Below are 16,868 nucleotides of genomic sequence, written 5' to 3'. Positions count from 1 at the left end.
CATGCCATCGCGTGCGCTGCCGTATCCGCTTTTCGACGCGGACAACCACCTGTATGAGACAGAGGACGCGCTCACCCGGTACCTGCCGAAGCAGTACGCGAGCGCCATCCAGTACGTACAGGTGAAAGGCCGTACGAAGATCGCCATCCGCGGTCAGATCAGCGACTACATCCCCAACCCCACGTTCGAGGTGGTCGCCCGGCCCGGAGCCTGGGAGGACTACTTCCGGGACGGCAACCCGGAGGGCAAGTCGCACCGGGAACTGTTCGGTGAGCCGATGCGGTCGATACCCGCGTTCCGCGAACCCGGGCCCCGCATGGAGCTCATGGACGACCTGGGGATCCAGCAGACGCTGATGTTCCCGACGCTGGCCAGCCTCATCGAGGAACGGATGCGGGACGACCCGGAGCTGATCCATGTCGTCGTCCACTCGCTCAACCAATGGCTGCACGAGACCTGGCAGTTCAACTACAAGGACCGGATCTTCACCACTCCGGTGATCAGCCTGCCGATCCTGGACAAGGCGATCGCCGAGCTGGAGTGGTGCCTTGAGCGCGGAGCGCGGGCGATTCTGATCCGGCCCGCCCCGGTCCCCGGGTACGGCGGGTCGCGGTCCTTCGCGCTGCCGGAGTTCGACCCCTTCTGGAAGAGGGTCGAGGAAGCCGGGGTGCTGGTGGCGATGCACTCCTCCGACAGCGGCTACTCCCGGTACTCCAGCGACTGGGAGGGCAAGAGCCAGGAGATGACGCCGTTCCAGGCGCAGGTCTTCCGGATGCTGGGCGAATGGCGGCCCGTCACCGACGCGGTGGCCTCCTGGGTCTGCCACGGAGCGCTGTTCCGGTTCCCGGAACTCAAGGTCTCGGTCATCGAGAACGGCTCTTCCTGGCTCGTGCCGCTCCTCGACCAGCTGACCGACGTCTACAAGAAGCAGCCGAAGGGCTTCCTCGGCAACCCGGTCGAAGAGGTCAGGAACAGGATCCACATCAGCCCGTTCTGGGAGGAGGACATGGCCGAGCTGGCCGGGATCGTCGGCGTCGAACGGGTGCTGTTCGGCTCCGACTACCCCCACCCCGAGGGCCTGGCCGACCCGGTCAGCTACATCGACGCGATCCAGGGCATGAGCGAACCGGACCAGGCCAAGATCATGGGCGGCAACCTCGCCCGGCTGATCCGCCCATGACCTGGGAGTCCATCCCCCGGATGGTGCTGAGCGCCGCCGACCGCTTCGGCGCCGCCGAAGCGGTTGTCGACGGCCAGCTCCGGCTCACCTTCGCGGAGTTGGCCGACCGGGTCCGGGTGGCCGCGGGAGCCTTCGCGGCGGCCGGGATCGAGAAGGGCGACCGGGCGGCGATCTGGGCGCCCAACTCCGCCGAGTGGATCGTCGCGGCCTTCGGGCTGCTCACCGCCGGCGGAGTGCTGGTCCCGGTCAACACCCGGTTCAAGGCGGACGAGGCGCACGACATCATCCGCCGCAGCGGGGCCAGACTCGTCCTCGTCGAACAGGGCTTTCTCGGCCTGGACTTCGAGGCCCCGCCGGGCGTCCCGGTGATCGACCTCAAGTCCGGCTTCCTCGCGAGCGGTTCACCGTTCGAGCGCGAGGTGAGCGGCGACGACGTGAGCGACATCGTGTTCACCTCCGGGACGACCGGCCGGCCCAAGGGCGTCCTGATGACCCACGCCCAGACCCTCCGGCTGTACGCGGAGTGGTGCGACCTGGCCGGGCTGCGGGAGGGCGACCGCTATCTGATCGTCAACCCGTTCTTCCATATCTTCGGCTTCAAGGCGGGCTGCGTCGCGTCCCTGATCCGCGGCGCGACCATCCTGCCCGTGCCCGTCTTCGACGTGGACCGCGTACTCGACCTCGTCGAACGCGAGAAGGTCACCGTCCTGCCGGGCCCGCCCACGCTCTACCACTCGCTGCTGGCCGCGCGGGGCTGGCGCGACCTGTCCTCGCTGCGGGTGGCCGTCACCGGGGCCGCCGACATCCCGGTCGAACTCGTCCGCAGGATCGTGAGCGAACTGCCCTTCCGGTCCGTCATGACGGGCTACGGCCTGACCGAGGCGGGCACGGCCACGGCATCCAGGCCCGGCGACTCCTTCGAGGACATCGCGACGACGGTCGGCACCCCCTGCGACGGCGTCGAGGTCCGCATCGCGGACGACGGCGAGGTCCTGGTGCGCGGATACAGCGTGATGCTCGGCTACCTGGACGATCCGAAGGCGACCGCCGAGACGGTCGACAAGGAGGGCTGGCTGCACACCGGGGACCTCGGGACGCTCGACGAGCGGGGACATCTGCGGATCGTCGGCCGCAAGAAGGACATGTTCATCGTGGGCGGCTTCAACGCCTATCCGGCCGAGATCGAGGGCTTCCTGCTGAAGCATCCGGCCGTCGCGCAGGCCGCCGTGATCGGTGTACCGGACGAGCGGCTCGGCCAGGTGGGAAAGGCGTTCGTCGTACGGAGAAGCCCGCTCTCGGTCGAGGACCTGCTCGCCTGGAGCCGGGAGCGGATGGCCGGGTTCAAGGTGCCCAGGTCCGTGGAGTTCCTCGAAGAGCTGCCGTTGAACGCCACCGGCAAGGTGATGAAGGACCAGTTGCGATGACGCCTCCAGCCAAGCCCCCGGAGACAGCCTCGGAGAAGCCTCCTGAGACACCTTCGGAGAAGCCTCCCGGGACACCCTCGGAGAAGCCTCCGGAGAAGAGCTTCTTCTCCCGGACCGCCTCCGGCATTCCCCTCAACCCGGTCTACGGGCCGTCGGACCTGCGCACGCAGCCGCCCGCACCCGGCCAGTTCCCCTTCACCCGCGGCAACTACGCCACCGGCTACCGGGGACGCCTGTGGACGCTGCGGCAGTACTCCGGATTCGGTACGGCGGAGGAGTCCAACCGCCGCTACCGCTATCTCCTGGAGCAGGGCGGAACGGGACTCTCGGTGGCGCTCGACCTGCCCACCCAGTGCGGCTACGACTCCGACGACCCCGAGGTGAGCGAGGAGGTCGGCCGGGTCGGCGTCGCCCTCGACACCCTCGCCGACGCCGAGGTGCTCTTCGAGGACATCCCGCTCGACCGGATCAGCACCAGCTTCACCATCAACGGAACGGCGGCGATCCTGCTGGCCTTCTACGTGGCCGCCGCCGAACGCAAGGGCGTGCCCAGGGCGAAGCTCACCGGCACGATCCAGAACGACATTCTCAAGGAGTACGCCTCCCGCGGCACCTGGATCTGGCCCGCCGAACCGTCCCTGCGGCTCATCGCCGACACCATCGAGTTCTGCGCGGCCGAGGTGCCGAAGTTCAACGCGATCTCGGTCGCCGGCTCGCACTTCCGTGACGCCGGGGCCAACGCCGTACAGGAAATGGCGTTCACCCTCGCCGACGGGGTCACCTACTGCGACACGGTGCTGGCCCGTGGCCGTATGACGATCGATCAGTTCGCCCCGCAGATCTCCTTCTTCTTCTACACGCACGGCGACTTCTTCGAGGAGATCGCCAAGTACCGTGCGGGACGCAGGCGTTGGGCCACGATCGTCCGGGAGAGGTACGGCGCGAGCACCGACAAGGCGGCGATGTTCCGCTTCGGCTGCGTGGCCGGCGGTGCCTCCCTCTACGCGCCCCAGGCGCAGAACAACACCGTCCGGGTGGCGTACGAGGCGCTGGCCTCCGTGCTCGGCGGCGTCCAGTCGATGTTCACGGCCGCGTGGGACGAGCCGTTCGCGCTGCCCAGCGAGGAGTCGGCGACGCTCGCGCTGCGCACACAGCAGATCCTCGCCCACGAGACCGGCGTCGCCCGCGTCGCGGACCCGCTCGGCGGCTCGTACTTCGTGGAGGCGCTCACCGACGCCACCGAGGCCCGGATCGTCGAGGTCATGGAGGACCTGGAGCGCTACGGGGGCATGGTCCGGGCGATCGAGGACGGCTATCTGCAAGGGCTCATCGCCGACGAGGCCTACCAGCTCCACCGCGAGGTCGAGGCGGGCACCCGGCCGGTCGTCGGGGTCAACCGCTTCGTCTCGGACGAGCCGCCGCCCGACCTCGCGACATACGAACTGGACGCGGAGGGCCGCGACCGCCAGCTGAAGCGGCTCGCCGATGTGAAGGCCACCCGCGACGCCGCAGCCGTACGAGACCGTCTCGCGGAGCTGGCCCGCGCCGCGGAGGGAACCGAGAACCTCATGCCCGTTCTGATCGAATGCGCCTCCGCCTATTGCACGGTCGGCGAGATGGTCGCCGCGCTCAAGGCGGTCTGGGGCGAGTTCCAGCAGCCGGTGGTGTTCTGATGGCGGCCCCCGGCCAGGCCGCGCGCGTCCTCATAGCCAAACCCGGTCTCGACGGCCATGACCGCGGTGCCAAGATCGTCGCGCGCACGTTGCGCGACGCGGGCTTCGAGGTGGTGTTCACCGGGATCCGCCAGCGCGTCGACACCATCGTGGCGACCGCGATCCAGGAGGACGTCTCCATCGTCGGCCTCAGCATCCTGTCCGGGGCACATCTCGCCCTGACCACCCGTGTCATCGAGGGGCTGCGCGCCGCCGACGCGGTCGACATCGCCGTGGTCGTCGGCGGGACCGTCCCTCCGGCCGACGTGCCCCGGCTGCGGGCCGCGGGCGCCGCCGCGGTCTTCCCGACCGGTACCTCTCTCGACGCCATCGTGGCGGAAGTCCGCGCTCTGTCGGATCTCGGACAGCTGTCGAAGTAGCTGTCGAAATAGCTGTCGAAGTGGCTCTCGAACAGTTGGAGGCATTGTGCGTGTCGGTGTGATGATCGGGCCGGAGCGAGGGGACTCCGCGCGGAAGGTCGCGCGGATGATCGACGATGTGACCTGGGCCGAGAACGCGGGTCTCGACACCGCGTGGGTGCCTCAAATCCCCACGGACTTCGACGCGTTGACGGCTGTGGCGCTGATGGGAGCGCGGACCGCGCGGATCGAGCTGGGCACGGCCGTCGTACCCCTGCAGGCGCAGCATCCGGTCGCGCTGGCGCGGCAGGCACTGTCCGCGCAGGCCGCCGCGCGCGGGCGGCTGGCCCTGGGCATCGGGCCCTCGCACCACTGGATCGTGCGGGACATGCTCGGCCTGCCGTACGAGCGTCCGGCCGGGCTCACCCGCGACTACCTCGACGTGCTGGACAAGGCCCTCGGCGGACCGGGCCCGGTCGACGTCGAGAACGCCACTTTCACCGTGCACAACCCGCTCGATCTCGGCCCGGTAAGCCCGTTGCCGGTGCTGCTCGCCGCGCTCGGCCCGGTCATGCTGGCCCTCGCGGGCGAGCGGGCCGACGGGACCGTGCTGTGGATGGCCGACGAGCGCGCGGTCGCCGAGCATGTCGTACCGCGCATCACCAAGGCGGCCGAGGGCGCCGGGCGTCCGGCGCCCAGGGTCGTCGCGGGCATCCCGGTCTGCCTGTGCCGGCCGTCGGAGGTCGACGCGGCGCGCGAGCGTGCGAACCGCATTCTCGGGGAGGCGGAGATCTCCCCCAACTACCAACGGCTGCTTGACTACGGCGACGCCAAGGACATCGGCGACCTGTGCGCGGCCGGTGACGAGACGGCCATCGCGGACCGGTTCCGGCGGTTCGCGGACGCCGGGGTCACCGACCTGTCCGTACGGCTGCTGCCCCTCGGGGAGGGCCGCGACGCACTGGTCGCCTCCAAGCGCCGTACCCGCGAGGTGCTCGCCGGCATCGCGGCGGACTTGCGATGACCGCCCGGCAGCCCCAACAGCAGGGAAAATCAGGCCCGTTGGCGGGCATACGCGTTCTGGAGGTCGGTCATCTGCTGGCGGGCCCCTACGCCACGATGATGCTCGCCGACCTCGGCGCCGAGGTCACCAAGATCGAACCGCCGGGCGGTGACATCTCGCGCCAGGTGAGCGACGCCTACTTCGCCAGCCTCAACCGGGGCAAGCGCAGCGTCTGCCTCGACCTCACGACGGGCGAGGGGCAGGACCGGCTGGGCGAACTCGTCGCAGGTGCCCACGCGTTGCTGGTCAATATGAAGCCGTCGGTGATCCGCCGGCTCGGGCTCACCTATGAGGACCTGAAGCGGTGGAACGAGCGGATCGTGTGCGTCGCGCTCACCGGCTTCGGCCTGAACGGCAGTGACGAACCGGCCTTCGACTATGTGATCCAGGCGGCCACCGGCGTCGCCGCGCTCACCGGCGACCCGGCCGGGCCGCCGACCCTGCCCGGGTACTCCGCGGCCGACAACTCCTCCGGGCTTACCGCGGCCCTCGGCCTGCTCGCCCAGATCGTCTCCGGTCGCGGCGGCCAAGTCGAGGTCTGCCTACGGGATGTGATGCTCTCTCAGCTCAACTACCGGGCATCGGCTTACCTGAACGAGGGCGTAGAGCCGCGGCGGCTGCCCCTCGGCGCGCACTCGTACTACGTGCCGGCGCAGCTCTTCGCGACGGCCGAAGGACATCTGGCTCTCTTCATCACGCACGACGGCTTCTGGAAGTCCTTCGCCGCGGAAGCGGGCATCGAGGGGTTCCCGACGATGGCCGAGCGGGCGGAGCACCGCGCGGAGGTGCTCGCCGCGGTGACCCAGGCCCTGGCTGGTGACACCGCCGCCGGCTGGGAGTCACGGCTGCGCCCCCTGGGGATACCGGCGGCCGCCGTACGGACGCTGTCCGAGTCGCTGACCGCGACCCCGGAGGCGGTCGTGCGGGCCGGCGGCTTCCGGCTGGTGGGCAGCCCGGTCCGGGTGGCGGGATACGAGCCCGACTACCGGCCGCCGCCGCGCCTGGGCGAGCACGGCGCCGCCACAGCCGTAGGGGCGGTGACCGAGTCATGAGGGCCGAGGACCAGTTCCATCTCGGCATCGTCGCCCGGGACTTCGAGGCGACCCTGGCCGAGTTCTCCACCGCGTTCGGATACGAGTGGTGCGCGGAGATCGGCGGGCCGGTCCCGGTGACGCTGCCGACCGGCGAGGCCGTCCTCGACATGAGGTGCGTGTACTCCAGGACGTCACCCCGGCTGGAGATCGTCCGGCGTATCCCGGGGACTCTCTGGGAACCGGCGGGCGGCACCGGAATCCACCACGCCGGCTACTGGTCCGACGACGTGGTCGCGGACGCCGCCGAGCTCGTACGCCATGGATTCGTGAGGGAGGCGTCACGTACGGGGCCCGGCGGCACCCCGTTCGCCTTCCTGCGCGGCACGACCGGCTTCCTGGTCGAACTCGTCGACCGGGCGGCACAGCCGGGGCTGGAGAAGTACTGGGGCGAGGGAGGGACGAACGCATGACGACCGTGGGGATCGCGACCGGAGCCGGGCGCGGCATGGGCCTGGCCTGTGCGGAGCGGCTGACCGGCATGGTGGACACGTTGCTGCTCGTCGACCGGGACGAGACGACCGTGACCGCGGCGGCCAAGGAGTTGTCGGCCACGGGAGGCGGGGCCGCCGTCGAGCCGTTCGTCCTCGACATCACCGACGCCGAGGGCCTCGCCCGGCTCGCCGCCCGGGTCGACGAACTCGGCGCCCTGCGGGCCGTCGCCCACGCCGCCGGTATTTCCCCCACCATGGCGGACTGGCGGCGCATCTTCACCGTCGACCTCGTCGGGACCGCGCTGCTGGTCGAGTCGCTGCGCCCGCTCGCCACGGCCGGGACGGCCATCGTGTGCTTCGCCTCGATGGCACCGCTTCTCGCCGGCCTCGACGCCGATCCGGCGGTCGCCGCGATCCTGGAGGACCCGCTCGGCGAGGATTTCCTCGACCGGATCCGCGACGCCCTCGGGCCGTCCGTCGAGGACACGGGTGCGGCGTACACGTGGGCCAAGCACGGGGTGCACCGTTTCGTACGGCGGGAGGCGGTGCGCCTCGGGCCGCTCGGCGCCCGTATCTGCTCGGTCTCGCCCGGCGTCATCGACACCCCTCAGGGGCAGCAGGAAGCGGCGAGCCATCCGACCATGGACGCGCTCGTACGGCAGACCCCGCTCGGCCGTACGGGGCGCGCCGAGGACGTCGCCGCCGCCGTGGCCTTCCTGCTGTCGGCCGAGGCCGGTTTCCTCTCCGGGATCGACCTGCTGGTCGACGGCGGCGTGTGTGCCGCCGTGCGCGGACGGTCCGGCCGGCCGTGAGCCTGGTGTACGGCGGCGCCACTGATCGCGGCCGAGAGTATCGCCGCCGGCACCCGCGCCCCGGGCCCGGTGTCCGCTGCGACCACGATGGAGTGGAGACGGTCCATCAGTTTCCGGAACGGGGGGAGCGGCCGGCCGGGGCGGCGGGGCCGTCGTGGACGGTGTGCCCGCCGCGTCCGCCCTTCACGCGAGCGATTCCGAGCGCTGTACGGTGCCCGTGATGCCGGAGGCGTTCTGGCCGGCCAGCAGGACGGCGGCCCTGGCCATCGCCTCCGGCGGTTCCACCATCTCCGGGGGGATGTCGAGGCCTCCGCCCCCGGCGCGCCAGCCCTCCGTGAGGACGACACGTGACGGGGCGAGGCAGTTGACCGCGATGTCGTCGGGCCTCAGATCGGCGGCGAGCCCGAGGTAGAGGCGCTCGACCGCGGCCTTGGAGACCCAGTAGGCGTTGGCTCCCCGGTCGGTCATGGCGACCCCGCCGGTCGTCACGGCCACCAGGGAGCCGCCGCCGCGCTCACGGACGTACGGAATGACGGCCTTGGTGACGAGGAAGACGCCGGTCAGGTTGACGTCCAGGCACAGCTGCCAGCGCTTGAGCGGGGTGGACTCGACCGGGCCGAGCCAGAGGACCCCGGCGTTGGCGATCAGGATGTCGATCCCGCCGAACTCCTCGGCCGTCGCGGCCACGGCGGTCTCGACCGACTTCTCGACGGTGACGTCACAAGGGACGGCCAGCGCGCGGCCGCCCGCCGTCACGATGCGGTCGGCGACGGCGTGGATCGTGCCGGGCAGCCGGCCCTCCTCCTCGGACCGCGCGGCGACCGCGACCGCGGCCCCGGCCTCGGCGAGCGCCAGCGCGACCGTCCTGCCGATGCCGCGGCTGGCGCCGGCGACGAACGCCACTTTCCCTTTCAGCGAACCGCTCTTCCCCTTCAGCGGGCCGCTCATCTCGGTCTCGGTCTCGGTCACGGGGCTCACTTCGGCGGGAACCTGAGCGCGCCGTCGAGCCGTATGACCTCGCCGTTGAGATAGGCGTTCTCACAGATGTGCTCGACGAGCGCCGCGTACTCCGGGGAGCGGCCCATGCGCCGGGGATGCGGGATCTTCGGCCCCCAGTAGGCCTCCAGCTGGTCGCCCGCCTTGCCGTAGGCCGGGGTCAGGAACGTGCCCGGCGCGATGGTGACGACGCGGATGCCCAGCGGTGACAGATCGCGGGCGGCGACGAGGGTCATGCTCACCACTCCGCCCTTGGCGGCGGCGTAGGGAAGTTGGCCGATCTGGCCCTCGTACGCCGCGATTGACGCGGTGTTGACGATGACGCCCCTGTCCCCGTCGACCGGCTCCTGCCGGGCCATGGCGGCGGCGGCCAGCCTCAGCACGTTGAAGACACCGGTCAGATAGACCTCGATCGTCGTCCTGAAGCCCGCGAGGTCCAGGGGTTCGCCGTCCTTGCCGACCAGCCGGCCGCCGCTCGCCGGGCCGCCGTGGGCGTCCACCGAGATCCTCAGCGGTCCCGCCGACTCCGCCTCGGCCAGCGCCGCCCGCACATCGCCCTCGTCGGTGGCGTCGGTCCGTACGTACCGGACGCCCAACTCCTGCTCCAGGGCCTTGCCCTTCTCGTCGGCGAGATCGGCGACGACGACCTTCGCGCCCGCCGCGTGCAGGCGACGGACGGTGGCCTCGCCCAGGCCTCCCGCCCCACCGACGACGACCGCGGAACTCCCACTGATCTGCATCAAGGTTTTCCTCTCTTGCAAGCGGGGCTCTAGGTAGATGAGAATAGCATTCTCATGAATATCACGATGATTCTCGAGATGGCAGCCTCCGTCGGCGATCGGGGCGATCGACCGGTGATCACGGCAGGCGGCCGATCCCTGACAGCCCCCGAACTGCTGCACCGGGCGCGGGCCGCCGCCCACCGGTTCCGGCAGCACCAGGCCGTCCTCTATCTGGGCGCCAACCATCTCGCCTACCCCGTCGCCCTGTTCGGCGCGGCGCTGGCGGGCGTTCCCTTCGTCCCGGTCAACTACCGCCTCGGCACCCACCAGTTGACCGCTCTGCTGGCCCGCCACCCCGGCGCGCTGGTGCTGCGCCCCGGCGACCTCGACGCACTCGTCGGAGACCTCGAAAACCTCGGAAAACTCGGAAACCCGGACAACCTCGACGTACACCGCGAAGAGCCGGACACGGACGTCCTCGACGCGTCACAGGACCAGGACTCCGTCGCCGTACTCCTCTATACGAGCGGTACGACCGCCGAGCCCAAGGCGGCCGTGCTGCGGCACCGGCATCTGCTCGCCTATGTGCTGAACACACAGGAGTTCGCGTCGGCGGAGGCGGACGACGCGGCGCTGGTGGCGGTTCCGCCGTACCACGTGGCCGGGTTGATGAACCTGCTGACGAACCTCTACTCCGGGCGCCGGGTGGTGTATCTGGAGGCGTTCGGCGCGGGGGAGTGGCTGGAGGCCGTACGGCGGGAGCGGATCACGCACGCGCTGGTGGTGCCGACGATGCTGTCCCGGATCGTCGCCGAGGTCCACGGCGACGACGCCGGTGCGCCGGCCCTGCGCAGCCTCGCCTACGGCGGCGCGCGCACCCCGCGGCGGGTGGTGGAGCGCGCCCTGCGGATCTTCCCGCAGACGGGCTTCGTCAACGCCTACGGACTGACCGAGACGGCCTCCTCGATCGCGGTCCTCGGCCCGGACGACCACTGGCAGGCGTCGGTGTCCGACGACCCGGCGATACGGGACCGGCTCGGCTCGGTGGGCCGCCCGCTGCCCGGAGTCGAGATCCAGATCCGCACCGAGAACGGCAAACCGGTCGGAGAGGGGGAGACGGGTCTGGTCTTCGTACGGGGTGAGCAGATCTCCGGCGAATACGGGGGCCGCAGTGCCCTCGACGGGGACGGCTGGTTCGCCACCCGGGACCGGGGGCGCCTCGACGCCGACGGCTATCTGTTCATCGAGGGCCGCGCCGACGACACCATCATTCGCGGCGGCGAGAACATCGGTCCCGCCGAGATAGAGGACGTTCTCCTCGCCCACCCCGGGATCGTCGAGGCGGCGGTCGTCGGACTGCCCGACCCCGAGTGGGGGCAGCGGATCGTCGCCATCCTCGTCGGCGAGGGGGACCCGGCCGAGATCCGGCAGTGGGTCAAGGAACGGCTGCGCTCCTCCAAGACGCCCGACGCCATCGTGTTCCGCGCCGAACTCCCCAGGACCGAGACCGGAAAACTGCTGCGCCGCATCCTGCTGGCCGAGTTGGAGACCACCCATGCCTGAAGCCGTGCTCGTGTCCGCCCTGCGCACCCCCATCGGCACCGCCTTCAAGGGGACCCTGCGCGACACCACCGCCTTCGAACTGGCCCACCATGTCGTCAGCGCCGCCGCGGCCGGCCTGGACCCCGACCGGGTCGACGACGTGATCCTCGGCGAGGGACTGTACGGCGGCGGCGTCATCGCCCGGCATGCCGCGCTCACCGCCGGACTCGCCTCGGTCCCCGGGCTCGCCCACAACCGGCACTGTGCCGCGGGCCTGGCCGCCGTCCAGGGCGCGGCCGCGAGCATCCGCGCCGGCATGGACGAACTCGTCATCGCGGGGGGCGTGAACTCGGCTTCCACCGCGCCGAGGTCGACCAGGCGGGTCGACGGCGAGTGGGAACCCTGGATGTCGCCCACCCACCCCGACCGGCCCGACGCCCCCAACACGGACATGTCGATCACGGTGGGCTGGAACACGGCCGTCCGCGCGGGCGTGAGCCGTGAGGAGATGGACGCGTGGGCGCTGCGCTCGCACCGGAACGCCGTTCGCGCCATCGACGAGGGCCGTTTCGACGAGGAGATCGTGGCGATCGAGACCCCGCACGGCCTCTTCTCGGTCGATGAGCATCCGCGTCGCAACACGAGCGCGGAGCGGCTGGCCGCGCTGAAGCCGCTCCACCCGGAGATCGAGGGATTCAGCATCACGGCGGGCAACGCCGGAGGTGCCAACGACGGCGCGGCCGCCCTGGTCGTGGCGAGCGACACGACGGCGTCCCGGGAGAGCCTGCCGGCGCTGGCCGTCGTCCGGTCGTGGGCGTCCGTCGGCGTCGATCCCGCGGACATGGGGCTCGCGCCGGTGAAGGTGATTCCCAAGGCGCTCAAGCGCGCGGGACTCTTGCTCTCCGACGTCGGCCTCTTCGAGATCAACGAGGCGTTCGCCGTGGTGCCCGTCGCGGCCGTACGACAGCTCGACCTCGACCCGGACCGGGTGAACGTGAGCGGCAGCGGCTGCTCACTCGGCCACCCGGTCGCCGCCACCGGCGCGCGGATGCTGGTCACCCTCGTCCACGAACTGCGCCGCCGCGGCGGGGGGATCGGCGTCGCCGCGATGTGCGCGGGAGGCGGCATGGGGTCGGCCACGGTGATCGAGGTCGCGGGCGCGTAGCAGAACCCGGGCGCCGCTCCGCTTCAGCCGCCCGCCGGCCGGAAGCGGAGCAGCGCCTCCTGCGCGTACGAGGCGACCAGCGAGCCGTCCTCGGTGAACACGTCACCCCTGCCGAAGCAGCGGCCATGCGCCAGGAGCGGGCTGTGCTGGTGGAGCAGCAGCCAGTCGTCGGTCCGGAAGGGGCGATGGAACCAGAGCGAGTGCGAGGTGACGGCTGAGGAGAACGCCGTTCCCGCGTCGTGCTGGCTGATTCCTTCGAGCGGGCGCAGGGCCGTGCCGATGAGGCTCAGATCGGTCGCGTACGCGATGAGCGCGGGGGCGAGTTCCGCGCTCACCGTCGGCGTACGCATCCAGAGGTCGTACTCGGGCGGTTCCGACTTCGGGGAGTCCAGCTCGGCGACCGCCCGGGTCTCCCAGGGCAGCAGATCGAGCGTCACCCGGTGCTCCGCCCCGGGAACGGAGGGGACGGGAGCGGTGGTCTGGCGTTCGAGGCCGTCCTCGTGCGCGTGCAGGGACACCGAGGCGGTGGCCACGACCCCCTGGCGCTGCCGGGCGATGACCGTCAGCGTCGCGAAGGTGCCGCCCTCGTGATGACGCACCACCTCGTACCGGACGGGCTCCTCGGTACGGCCCGCACGCGGGAACGCGGCATGCAGCGACTTGACCGTCTTGCCGGGGCACGTGAGGGAGGCCGCCCGGACGAACTGGGCCAGCAGCTGCCCGCCGAACAGCCGGTGATAGCTGAGCTGTTGGTTGCGTCCCTCGAAAACGTCGCCGGGTTCGGCAGCTGCGCCGGGTTTGGCAGCGCCGCCGGATTTGGTGGCGTCGCCGGGTTCGGCGCGCAGGCCGAGGCAGCCGAGCAGGTCACTCCACAGATCGGTCACGGGATCTCCAGGCGTGAGTCGGGCAGATGCGTCGGGCGGAGGAATCGGGCGGAGGATCGAGGGGTGCATGGCCGAGTCCTGGCAGCCGGGGACGGGCCAGGTGGCCGCCCGGTGTGCCGGCGTCACCCTGCGCGGCCGCGCGCAGAGCCGCTGCTGGCGTCACAGTTGAACGAGTCGTGGCGCCGTGCCGGCCTCCCGCAGCAGCGCCCCGGCCTTCCGGGTCAACTCCCTTGCGCTGCCGAGCAGTCCGTCCAGCACGAGAGCGCGCCGGACGTGCCGATGCAGGGTGTGCTCGGCGGTGAAGCCGATGCCGCCGAGTACTTGCTGGCAGTGGCGGGCCGCCGTCAGCGCCGCCTGTCCCGCCGCCGCCTTGGCGAGCAGGGAGCCGAGGTCGTCCTCGGCGGCCACCAGGGTCGCCTCGGCGCCGTCGAGCGCGACGAGCGTCTCGGCCAACCGGTGCCGTACGGCCTGGAACGAGGCGAGCGGATGCCCGAATTGAGTCCGGTCCAGTACGTGCGCCCGGGCGAGCCCGAGCATCGCCCGACCCGTGCCGACCAGCCACCAGCCGAGCGCCCGCCGTCCCGCGGCGAGCCGGACCGGATCCCCGTCCGGGACGCCGCGCAGCGGCAGGTCGCCGTCGAGCGGCGCGGCGTGCGGGGGCGGGTCGCCGTCGAGCGTCGCCCCGGTCTTGTCGGCGCGCTCCCACACCACCCACGCACCGCCCGCGTACGGCAGCGGCAGCGTGCCCCCGAGGGGACGCCCCGCGGCCTGCAGCAGTACGTCGTTCAGGAGCGGCGCGTGCGCACCCGTCTCGCCGAGCAGCCCGAAGGTGAGCGGGACCGCCGTGTCCGGCGCTTCCGTCAGCAGCTCGGCCCAGCCGAGGTCGGCCAGCGCCGAGTCGAGGGCGGCTCCGGACGCCGCCGTCATCGTCTTGCGGAGCGTCTCGGCCAGCAGGTCCCGTTCGGCCGCGTCCACGTCAGTCCTTCCCCAGGTCCAGCAGCCGGCGGGCGATGATGTTGCGCTGGATCTCGGCGGTGCCGCCGTAGATGGTCGCCGCCCGCGAGTACAGGTACTCCGCCCGCCACGGCGACTCCGTCAGCTCCAGCACGCCGGGGAGTAAATCCCGTACGGTGTCGAAGAGTTGCTGCTCCGCCGTGGCCAGCAGCACCTTGTCGACCGACGTCTCCGGGCCGAGCCGGGCCCCGTCGGCCAGCCGCCGCTGGGTCGCGTGGGAGCGGCAGCGGACGGTGTGCAACGCCAGGTAGGCGGCGCCGAGTTCGGCGTCGTCCGTCGCTTCGGCGGCCTCGAATCCGGAGCCCTTCCCGACTCTGTTGCCTCCAACGCCTCCAGCGGCTCCAACGCCTCCGACGGCTCCCGCTGTTCTCTCGGCTCTCTCGGCCTTCTCGGCCTTCTCGGCCAGCAGTCGGTCAAGTCGCGTGTAGAGATGGGCGATCCGGTGCCAGAAGCAGGTGGAGCGCTCGTGGGGGAGCAGGTCCATCGCGAGCCGCCATCCGTCGCCGGGGCGGCCCAGCATGCGGTCGCCGGGGACCACCACGTCGTCGAGGAACACCTCGGCGAACTCGTCCACGCCGTGCATCGTGCGCAGCGGTCTGACGGTGATGCCGGGGGTGTCCATGTCGACGAAGAAGGCGGTGATTCCGCCGTGGCCCGGCGCGGTACGGGTGAGCAGGACACAGCGGGCCGCGTACTGCGCGAGGCTCGTCCACACCTTCTGCCCGGTGACCACCCAGTCCTCGCCCCGGGGGACGGCGCGGGTGGTCAGCGACGCGAGGTCGCTGCCGGAGCCGGGTTCGGAGAAGCCCTGGCACCACTGCTCGCGGCCGCCGAGCAGCAACGGGACTATTTCGGCGGCCAGTTGGGCAGGGGCGTACGAGATCATCGTCGGTGCGAGGACCTCGACCATCGAGTAGATGCCGGGCTCGGCCAGGCCGCGGGTGGCGACCTCCTCCCCGAGCACGGCCCGCAGTACGGCGGGACCGCCGAGCCCCCCGGCGCCGGCGGGCCAGCCGTACCGCATCCAGTCCGCCTCGTAGAGCGCGCGACGGACCCGGGCCAACTGCTCGACCTGGCCGTCGAGCGAGCGGTCGGGGCCGGGGGAGAGGTCGTGCGCGTCGAGCCAGGTGCGCAGGCCCGAGCGGAATTCCGTGACGTTCATGCCCCGGGACCGGAGCGCTCGTAGGCGTGCGGGCGGCCCGAGTCGTGCGCTCCGCTGCGGCGGATGAAGGTCATCGCCCGCGTGCGCAGCCGCCAGCCGTCCGCGGTCCGTACATAGCTGTCGGAGTAGTAGCCGATCCGCATGGCGTGGGTGGCGTGGTCGATGAAGCACAGCGGCTGACTGCCGCTCGCGGCGTTCCCGTCCCCGGCAAGGTCGATCGTGGCCGTCCCGGTGAGGAAGAGCCCCTTGGGCGCGGCGGCGACCAACGCCGGGAACTCGGCGAGCGGATAGGTGTCCCCGAACGCGCTGTAGGTCCCGTCGGGAGTGAAGACCGCGAGCACGCCGTCGATGTCGCCCCGGGTGATGCACACCGCGTAACGGGCCAGCAGTTGCTGGATCTCCATCAGGTCGTCAGTGGACGTCGGGTGGTGAGTGGACAAGGTCGGCTCCCCGTAGTCGGATTCCCGGTGGAGAGAATGGCATTCTCGATGGTGAGTGGAAGGTTTTCACGGTGGTCGTCCCGGCGTCAACGGTCCCGGCGCAGCTTCGCGAAGTCCCAGCTCACGACCTTCTCGGCGGAGAGCCGGAGCCAGCCGTGCCGTCCGTCGTAGCGGAACGTGCCGCCGTCCATGTACTTGTCCGCGAAGAGCTGCTCGGGGACCCGGAGTTCGTCCAGGGGGTCGCCCTTGCGCGGTGCCTCGCCGACCACGCGGACGCTTCCCCGCAGTTCGACGCCCCGTAGACGCATGAAGTCGGCGCCTCCTTCGTCGACGATCACGCTGAGCCGTGGATCGCGGTCGAGATCGGTCCAACGCTGGCTGTGGACGAGCGAGTTGAGCCACAGAGAGGCTCCGTCCCACACGAACCACAGGGCGCTGGCATGGGGATGTCCGCCCGGTCCGACGGTCGCGACCCGGCAGACCGGTTGAGTGCGCAGAAAGGTGTCCCTCTCCTCGTCGGTCATGGCGATCGCGGTGCCCCTGCGTTGTCCGCTCATCGGCCCTCCAGCCTTTGTCCGAATGGTTGATTCTCTCCTACTGAGAAGCTAGTTTCCAGAACGAGAGAGGAGGACACTCAATCAGCCGCCCCGGGGACAGCGCCGTGGAGGAAACCCCATGAACGAGCCGAGAACGCTTGCCGCCCTGGCGGCGGTCGCCAAGTACGCCCTGCAACAGATGTCGCCGCCGACGCTGCGGCCCTTTCCGGCCTGGCTGTTGTTCGCCGCCTCGGCCGCGCCGTGCGAAGCCTCGCCTCTGTGCACATGTGCCTACGCCTCCATGTCGCCCGACACCGGCACCGGGTGACGGT

18 protein-coding genes are annotated in these 16,868 nt (G+C 71.1%); 11 read left to right on the top strand and 7 right to left on the bottom strand.

The window, feature by feature from the left end:
- Position 1 precedes the first annotated feature (1 nt).
- From OIC96_RS11825 to OIC96_RS11790, 8 genes are all read left to right on the top strand, one after another.
- Positions 2-1,180, top strand: coding sequence for an amidohydrolase family protein (locus OIC96_RS11825; protein ID WP_330307871.1), 1,179 nt, complete (start codon positions 2-4; stop codon positions 1,178-1,180).
- Positions 1,177-2,604 (top strand): FadD3 family acyl-CoA ligase, encoded by a 1,428-nt coding sequence (locus OIC96_RS11820; RefSeq protein ID WP_330307872.1) that lies wholly within the window; start codon positions 1,177-1,179, stop codon positions 2,602-2,604. Before OIC96_RS11825 ends, OIC96_RS11820 begins: the two co-directional genes overlap by 4 nt.
- Positions 2,601-4,277 carry a methylmalonyl-CoA mutase family protein gene (locus OIC96_RS11815; protein WP_330307873.1) on the top strand — a complete coding sequence of 559 codons (1,677 nt, stop codon included), beginning with the start codon at positions 2,601-2,603 and terminating at the stop codon, positions 4,275-4,277. Before OIC96_RS11820 ends, OIC96_RS11815 begins: the two co-directional genes overlap by 4 nt.
- Positions 4,277-4,696, top strand: a complete 420-nt coding sequence (locus OIC96_RS11810; RefSeq protein ID WP_330307874.1) for a cobalamin B12-binding domain-containing protein — start codon at positions 4,277-4,279, stop codon at positions 4,694-4,696. Before OIC96_RS11815 ends, OIC96_RS11810 begins: the two co-directional genes overlap by 1 nt.
- Before the next feature lie 61 nt (positions 4,697-4,757).
- A complete protein-coding gene (locus tag OIC96_RS11805) occupies positions 4,758-5,699 on the top strand; it encodes an LLM class F420-dependent oxidoreductase (RefSeq protein ID WP_330310321.1) in 942 nt (313 codons plus the stop codon).
- Positions 5,696-6,790: a CaiB/BaiF CoA transferase family protein gene (locus tag OIC96_RS11800; RefSeq protein ID WP_330307875.1), complete on the top strand. Its 1,095-nt coding sequence runs from the start codon at positions 5,696-5,698 to the stop codon at positions 6,788-6,790. Before OIC96_RS11805 ends, OIC96_RS11800 begins: the two co-directional genes overlap by 4 nt.
- A complete protein-coding gene (locus OIC96_RS11795; protein ID WP_330307876.1) occupies positions 6,787-7,242 on the top strand; it encodes a VOC family protein in 456 nt (151 codons plus the stop codon). Before OIC96_RS11800 ends, OIC96_RS11795 begins: the two co-directional genes overlap by 4 nt.
- Entirely contained in the window at positions 7,239-8,075 is an 837-nt protein-coding gene (locus OIC96_RS11790; protein ID WP_330307877.1) for an SDR family oxidoreductase, read from the top strand. The genes OIC96_RS11795 and OIC96_RS11790 overlap by 4 nt, the downstream gene beginning before the upstream one ends.
- A gap of 183 nt (positions 8,076-8,258) precedes the next feature.
- On the opposite strand, the gene OIC96_RS11785 is transcribed toward OIC96_RS11790, so the two are convergent.
- Both OIC96_RS11785 and OIC96_RS11780 read right to left on the bottom strand, forming a co-directional pair.
- Positions 8,259-9,044 carry an SDR family NAD(P)-dependent oxidoreductase gene (locus tag OIC96_RS11785; RefSeq protein ID WP_330307878.1) on the bottom strand — a complete coding sequence of 262 codons (786 nt, stop codon included), beginning with the start codon at positions 9,042-9,044 and terminating at the stop codon, positions 8,259-8,261.
- 5 nt (positions 9,045-9,049) lie between these two features.
- The gene (locus tag OIC96_RS11780) at positions 9,050-9,811 is read right to left on the bottom strand and encodes an SDR family NAD(P)-dependent oxidoreductase (protein WP_330307879.1); all 762 of its coding nucleotides are present in this window, start codon (positions 9,809-9,811) and stop codon (positions 9,050-9,052) included.
- A gap of 78 nt (positions 9,812-9,889) precedes the next feature.
- Between OIC96_RS11780 and OIC96_RS11775 the strand changes: the two genes are divergently transcribed.
- Both OIC96_RS11775 and OIC96_RS11770 read left to right on the top strand, forming a co-directional pair.
- Complete coding sequence (locus tag OIC96_RS11775) at positions 9,890-11,356, top strand: class I adenylate-forming enzyme family protein (protein WP_406502144.1); 1,467 nt, start codon at positions 9,890-9,892, stop codon at positions 11,354-11,356.
- A complete protein-coding gene (locus OIC96_RS11770) occupies positions 11,349-12,500 on the top strand; it encodes a thiolase family protein (RefSeq protein WP_330307881.1) in 1,152 nt (383 codons plus the stop codon). The genes OIC96_RS11775 and OIC96_RS11770 overlap by 8 nt, the downstream gene beginning before the upstream one ends.
- A 23-nt stretch (positions 12,501-12,523) precedes the next feature.
- Here OIC96_RS11770 and OIC96_RS11765 read toward each other — a convergent pair whose 3' ends face one another.
- From OIC96_RS11765 to OIC96_RS11745, 5 genes are all read right to left on the bottom strand, one after another.
- On the bottom strand, positions 12,524-13,384 hold the full coding sequence (locus tag OIC96_RS11765) for an acyl-CoA thioesterase (RefSeq protein WP_330307882.1): 861 nt from the start codon (positions 13,382-13,384) through the stop codon (positions 12,524-12,526).
- Between the two features lie 159 nt (positions 13,385-13,543).
- Positions 13,544-14,359: an acyl-CoA dehydrogenase family protein gene (locus tag OIC96_RS11760; RefSeq protein ID WP_330307883.1), complete on the bottom strand. Its 816-nt coding sequence runs from the start codon at positions 14,357-14,359 to the stop codon at positions 13,544-13,546.
- A 1-nt stretch (position 14,360) separates the two neighbouring features.
- The gene (locus OIC96_RS11755; protein WP_330307884.1) at positions 14,361-15,560 is read right to left on the bottom strand and encodes an acyl-CoA dehydrogenase family protein; all 1,200 of its coding nucleotides are present in this window, start codon (positions 15,558-15,560) and stop codon (positions 14,361-14,363) included.
- Complete coding sequence (locus OIC96_RS11750) at positions 15,557-16,000, bottom strand: nuclear transport factor 2 family protein (protein ID WP_330307885.1); 444 nt, start codon at positions 15,998-16,000, stop codon at positions 15,557-15,559. The genes OIC96_RS11755 and OIC96_RS11750 overlap by 4 nt, the downstream gene beginning before the upstream one ends.
- 86 nt (positions 16,001-16,086) lie before the next feature.
- Positions 16,087-16,557, bottom strand: a complete 471-nt coding sequence (locus OIC96_RS11745; RefSeq protein ID WP_330307886.1) for a pyridoxamine 5'-phosphate oxidase family protein — start codon at positions 16,555-16,557, stop codon at positions 16,087-16,089.
- Positions 16,558-16,675: 118 nt separating this feature from the next.
- Here OIC96_RS11745 and OIC96_RS11740 point away from each other — a divergent pair, with 118 nt between their 5' ends.
- Entirely contained in the window at positions 16,676-16,864 is a 189-nt protein-coding gene (locus OIC96_RS11740) for a hypothetical protein (protein WP_330307887.1), read from the top strand.
- The last annotated feature ends 4 nt before the right edge of the window (positions 16,865-16,868 follow it).

Source organism: Streptomyces sp. NBC_00775 (assembly GCF_036347135.1).
Classification (GTDB): Bacteria; Actinomycetota; Actinomycetes; order Streptomycetales; family Streptomycetaceae; genus Streptomyces; species Streptomyces lutosisoli.
The sequence above is the reverse complement of the archived record's forward strand: the minus strand, read 5'-3'. Positions and strand labels throughout refer to the sequence as shown.

What these genes read in the sequence shown, in the direction of transcription:
- OIC96_RS11775 (WP_406502144.1), top strand. Translation starts at nt 9,890, where the DNA reads ATGGCAGCCTCCGTCGGCGATCGGGGCGATCGACCGGTGATCACGGCA.
- OIC96_RS11800 (WP_330307875.1), top strand. Translation starts at nt 5,696, where the DNA reads ATGACCGCCCGGCAGCCCCAACAGCAGGGAAAATCAGGCCCGTTGGCG.
- OIC96_RS11780 (WP_330307879.1), bottom strand. Translation starts at nt 9,811, where the DNA reads ATGCAGATCAGTGGGAGTTCCGCGGTCGTCGTCGGTGGGGCGGGAGGC.
- OIC96_RS11820 (WP_330307872.1), top strand. Translation starts at nt 1,177, where the DNA reads ATGACCTGGGAGTCCATCCCCCGGATGGTGCTGAGCGCCGCCGACCGC.
- OIC96_RS11810 (WP_330307874.1), top strand. Translation starts at nt 4,277, where the DNA reads ATGGCGGCCCCCGGCCAGGCCGCGCGCGTCCTCATAGCCAAACCCGGT.
- OIC96_RS11740 (WP_330307887.1), top strand. Translation starts at nt 16,676, where the DNA reads ATGAACGAGCCGAGAACGCTTGCCGCCCTGGCGGCGGTCGCCAAGTAC.
- OIC96_RS11755 (WP_330307884.1), bottom strand. Translation starts at nt 15,560, where the DNA reads ATGAACGTCACGGAATTCCGCTCGGGCCTGCGCACCTGGCTCGACGCG.
- OIC96_RS11795 (WP_330307876.1), top strand. Translation starts at nt 6,787, where the DNA reads ATGAGGGCCGAGGACCAGTTCCATCTCGGCATCGTCGCCCGGGACTTC.
- OIC96_RS11825 (WP_330307871.1), top strand. Translation starts at nt 2, where the DNA reads ATGCCATCGCGTGCGCTGCCGTATCCGCTTTTCGACGCGGACAACCAC.
- OIC96_RS11790 (WP_330307877.1), top strand. Translation starts at nt 7,239, where the DNA reads ATGACGACCGTGGGGATCGCGACCGGAGCCGGGCGCGGCATGGGCCTG.
- OIC96_RS11770 (WP_330307881.1), top strand. Translation starts at nt 11,349, where the DNA reads ATGCCTGAAGCCGTGCTCGTGTCCGCCCTGCGCACCCCCATCGGCACC.
- OIC96_RS11815 (WP_330307873.1), top strand. Translation starts at nt 2,601, where the DNA reads ATGACGCCTCCAGCCAAGCCCCCGGAGACAGCCTCGGAGAAGCCTCCT.
- OIC96_RS11745 (WP_330307886.1), bottom strand. Translation starts at nt 16,557, where the DNA reads ATGAGCGGACAACGCAGGGGCACCGCGATCGCCATGACCGACGAGGAG.
- OIC96_RS11805 (WP_330310321.1), top strand. Translation starts at nt 4,758, where the DNA reads ATGATCGGGCCGGAGCGAGGGGACTCCGCGCGGAAGGTCGCGCGGATG.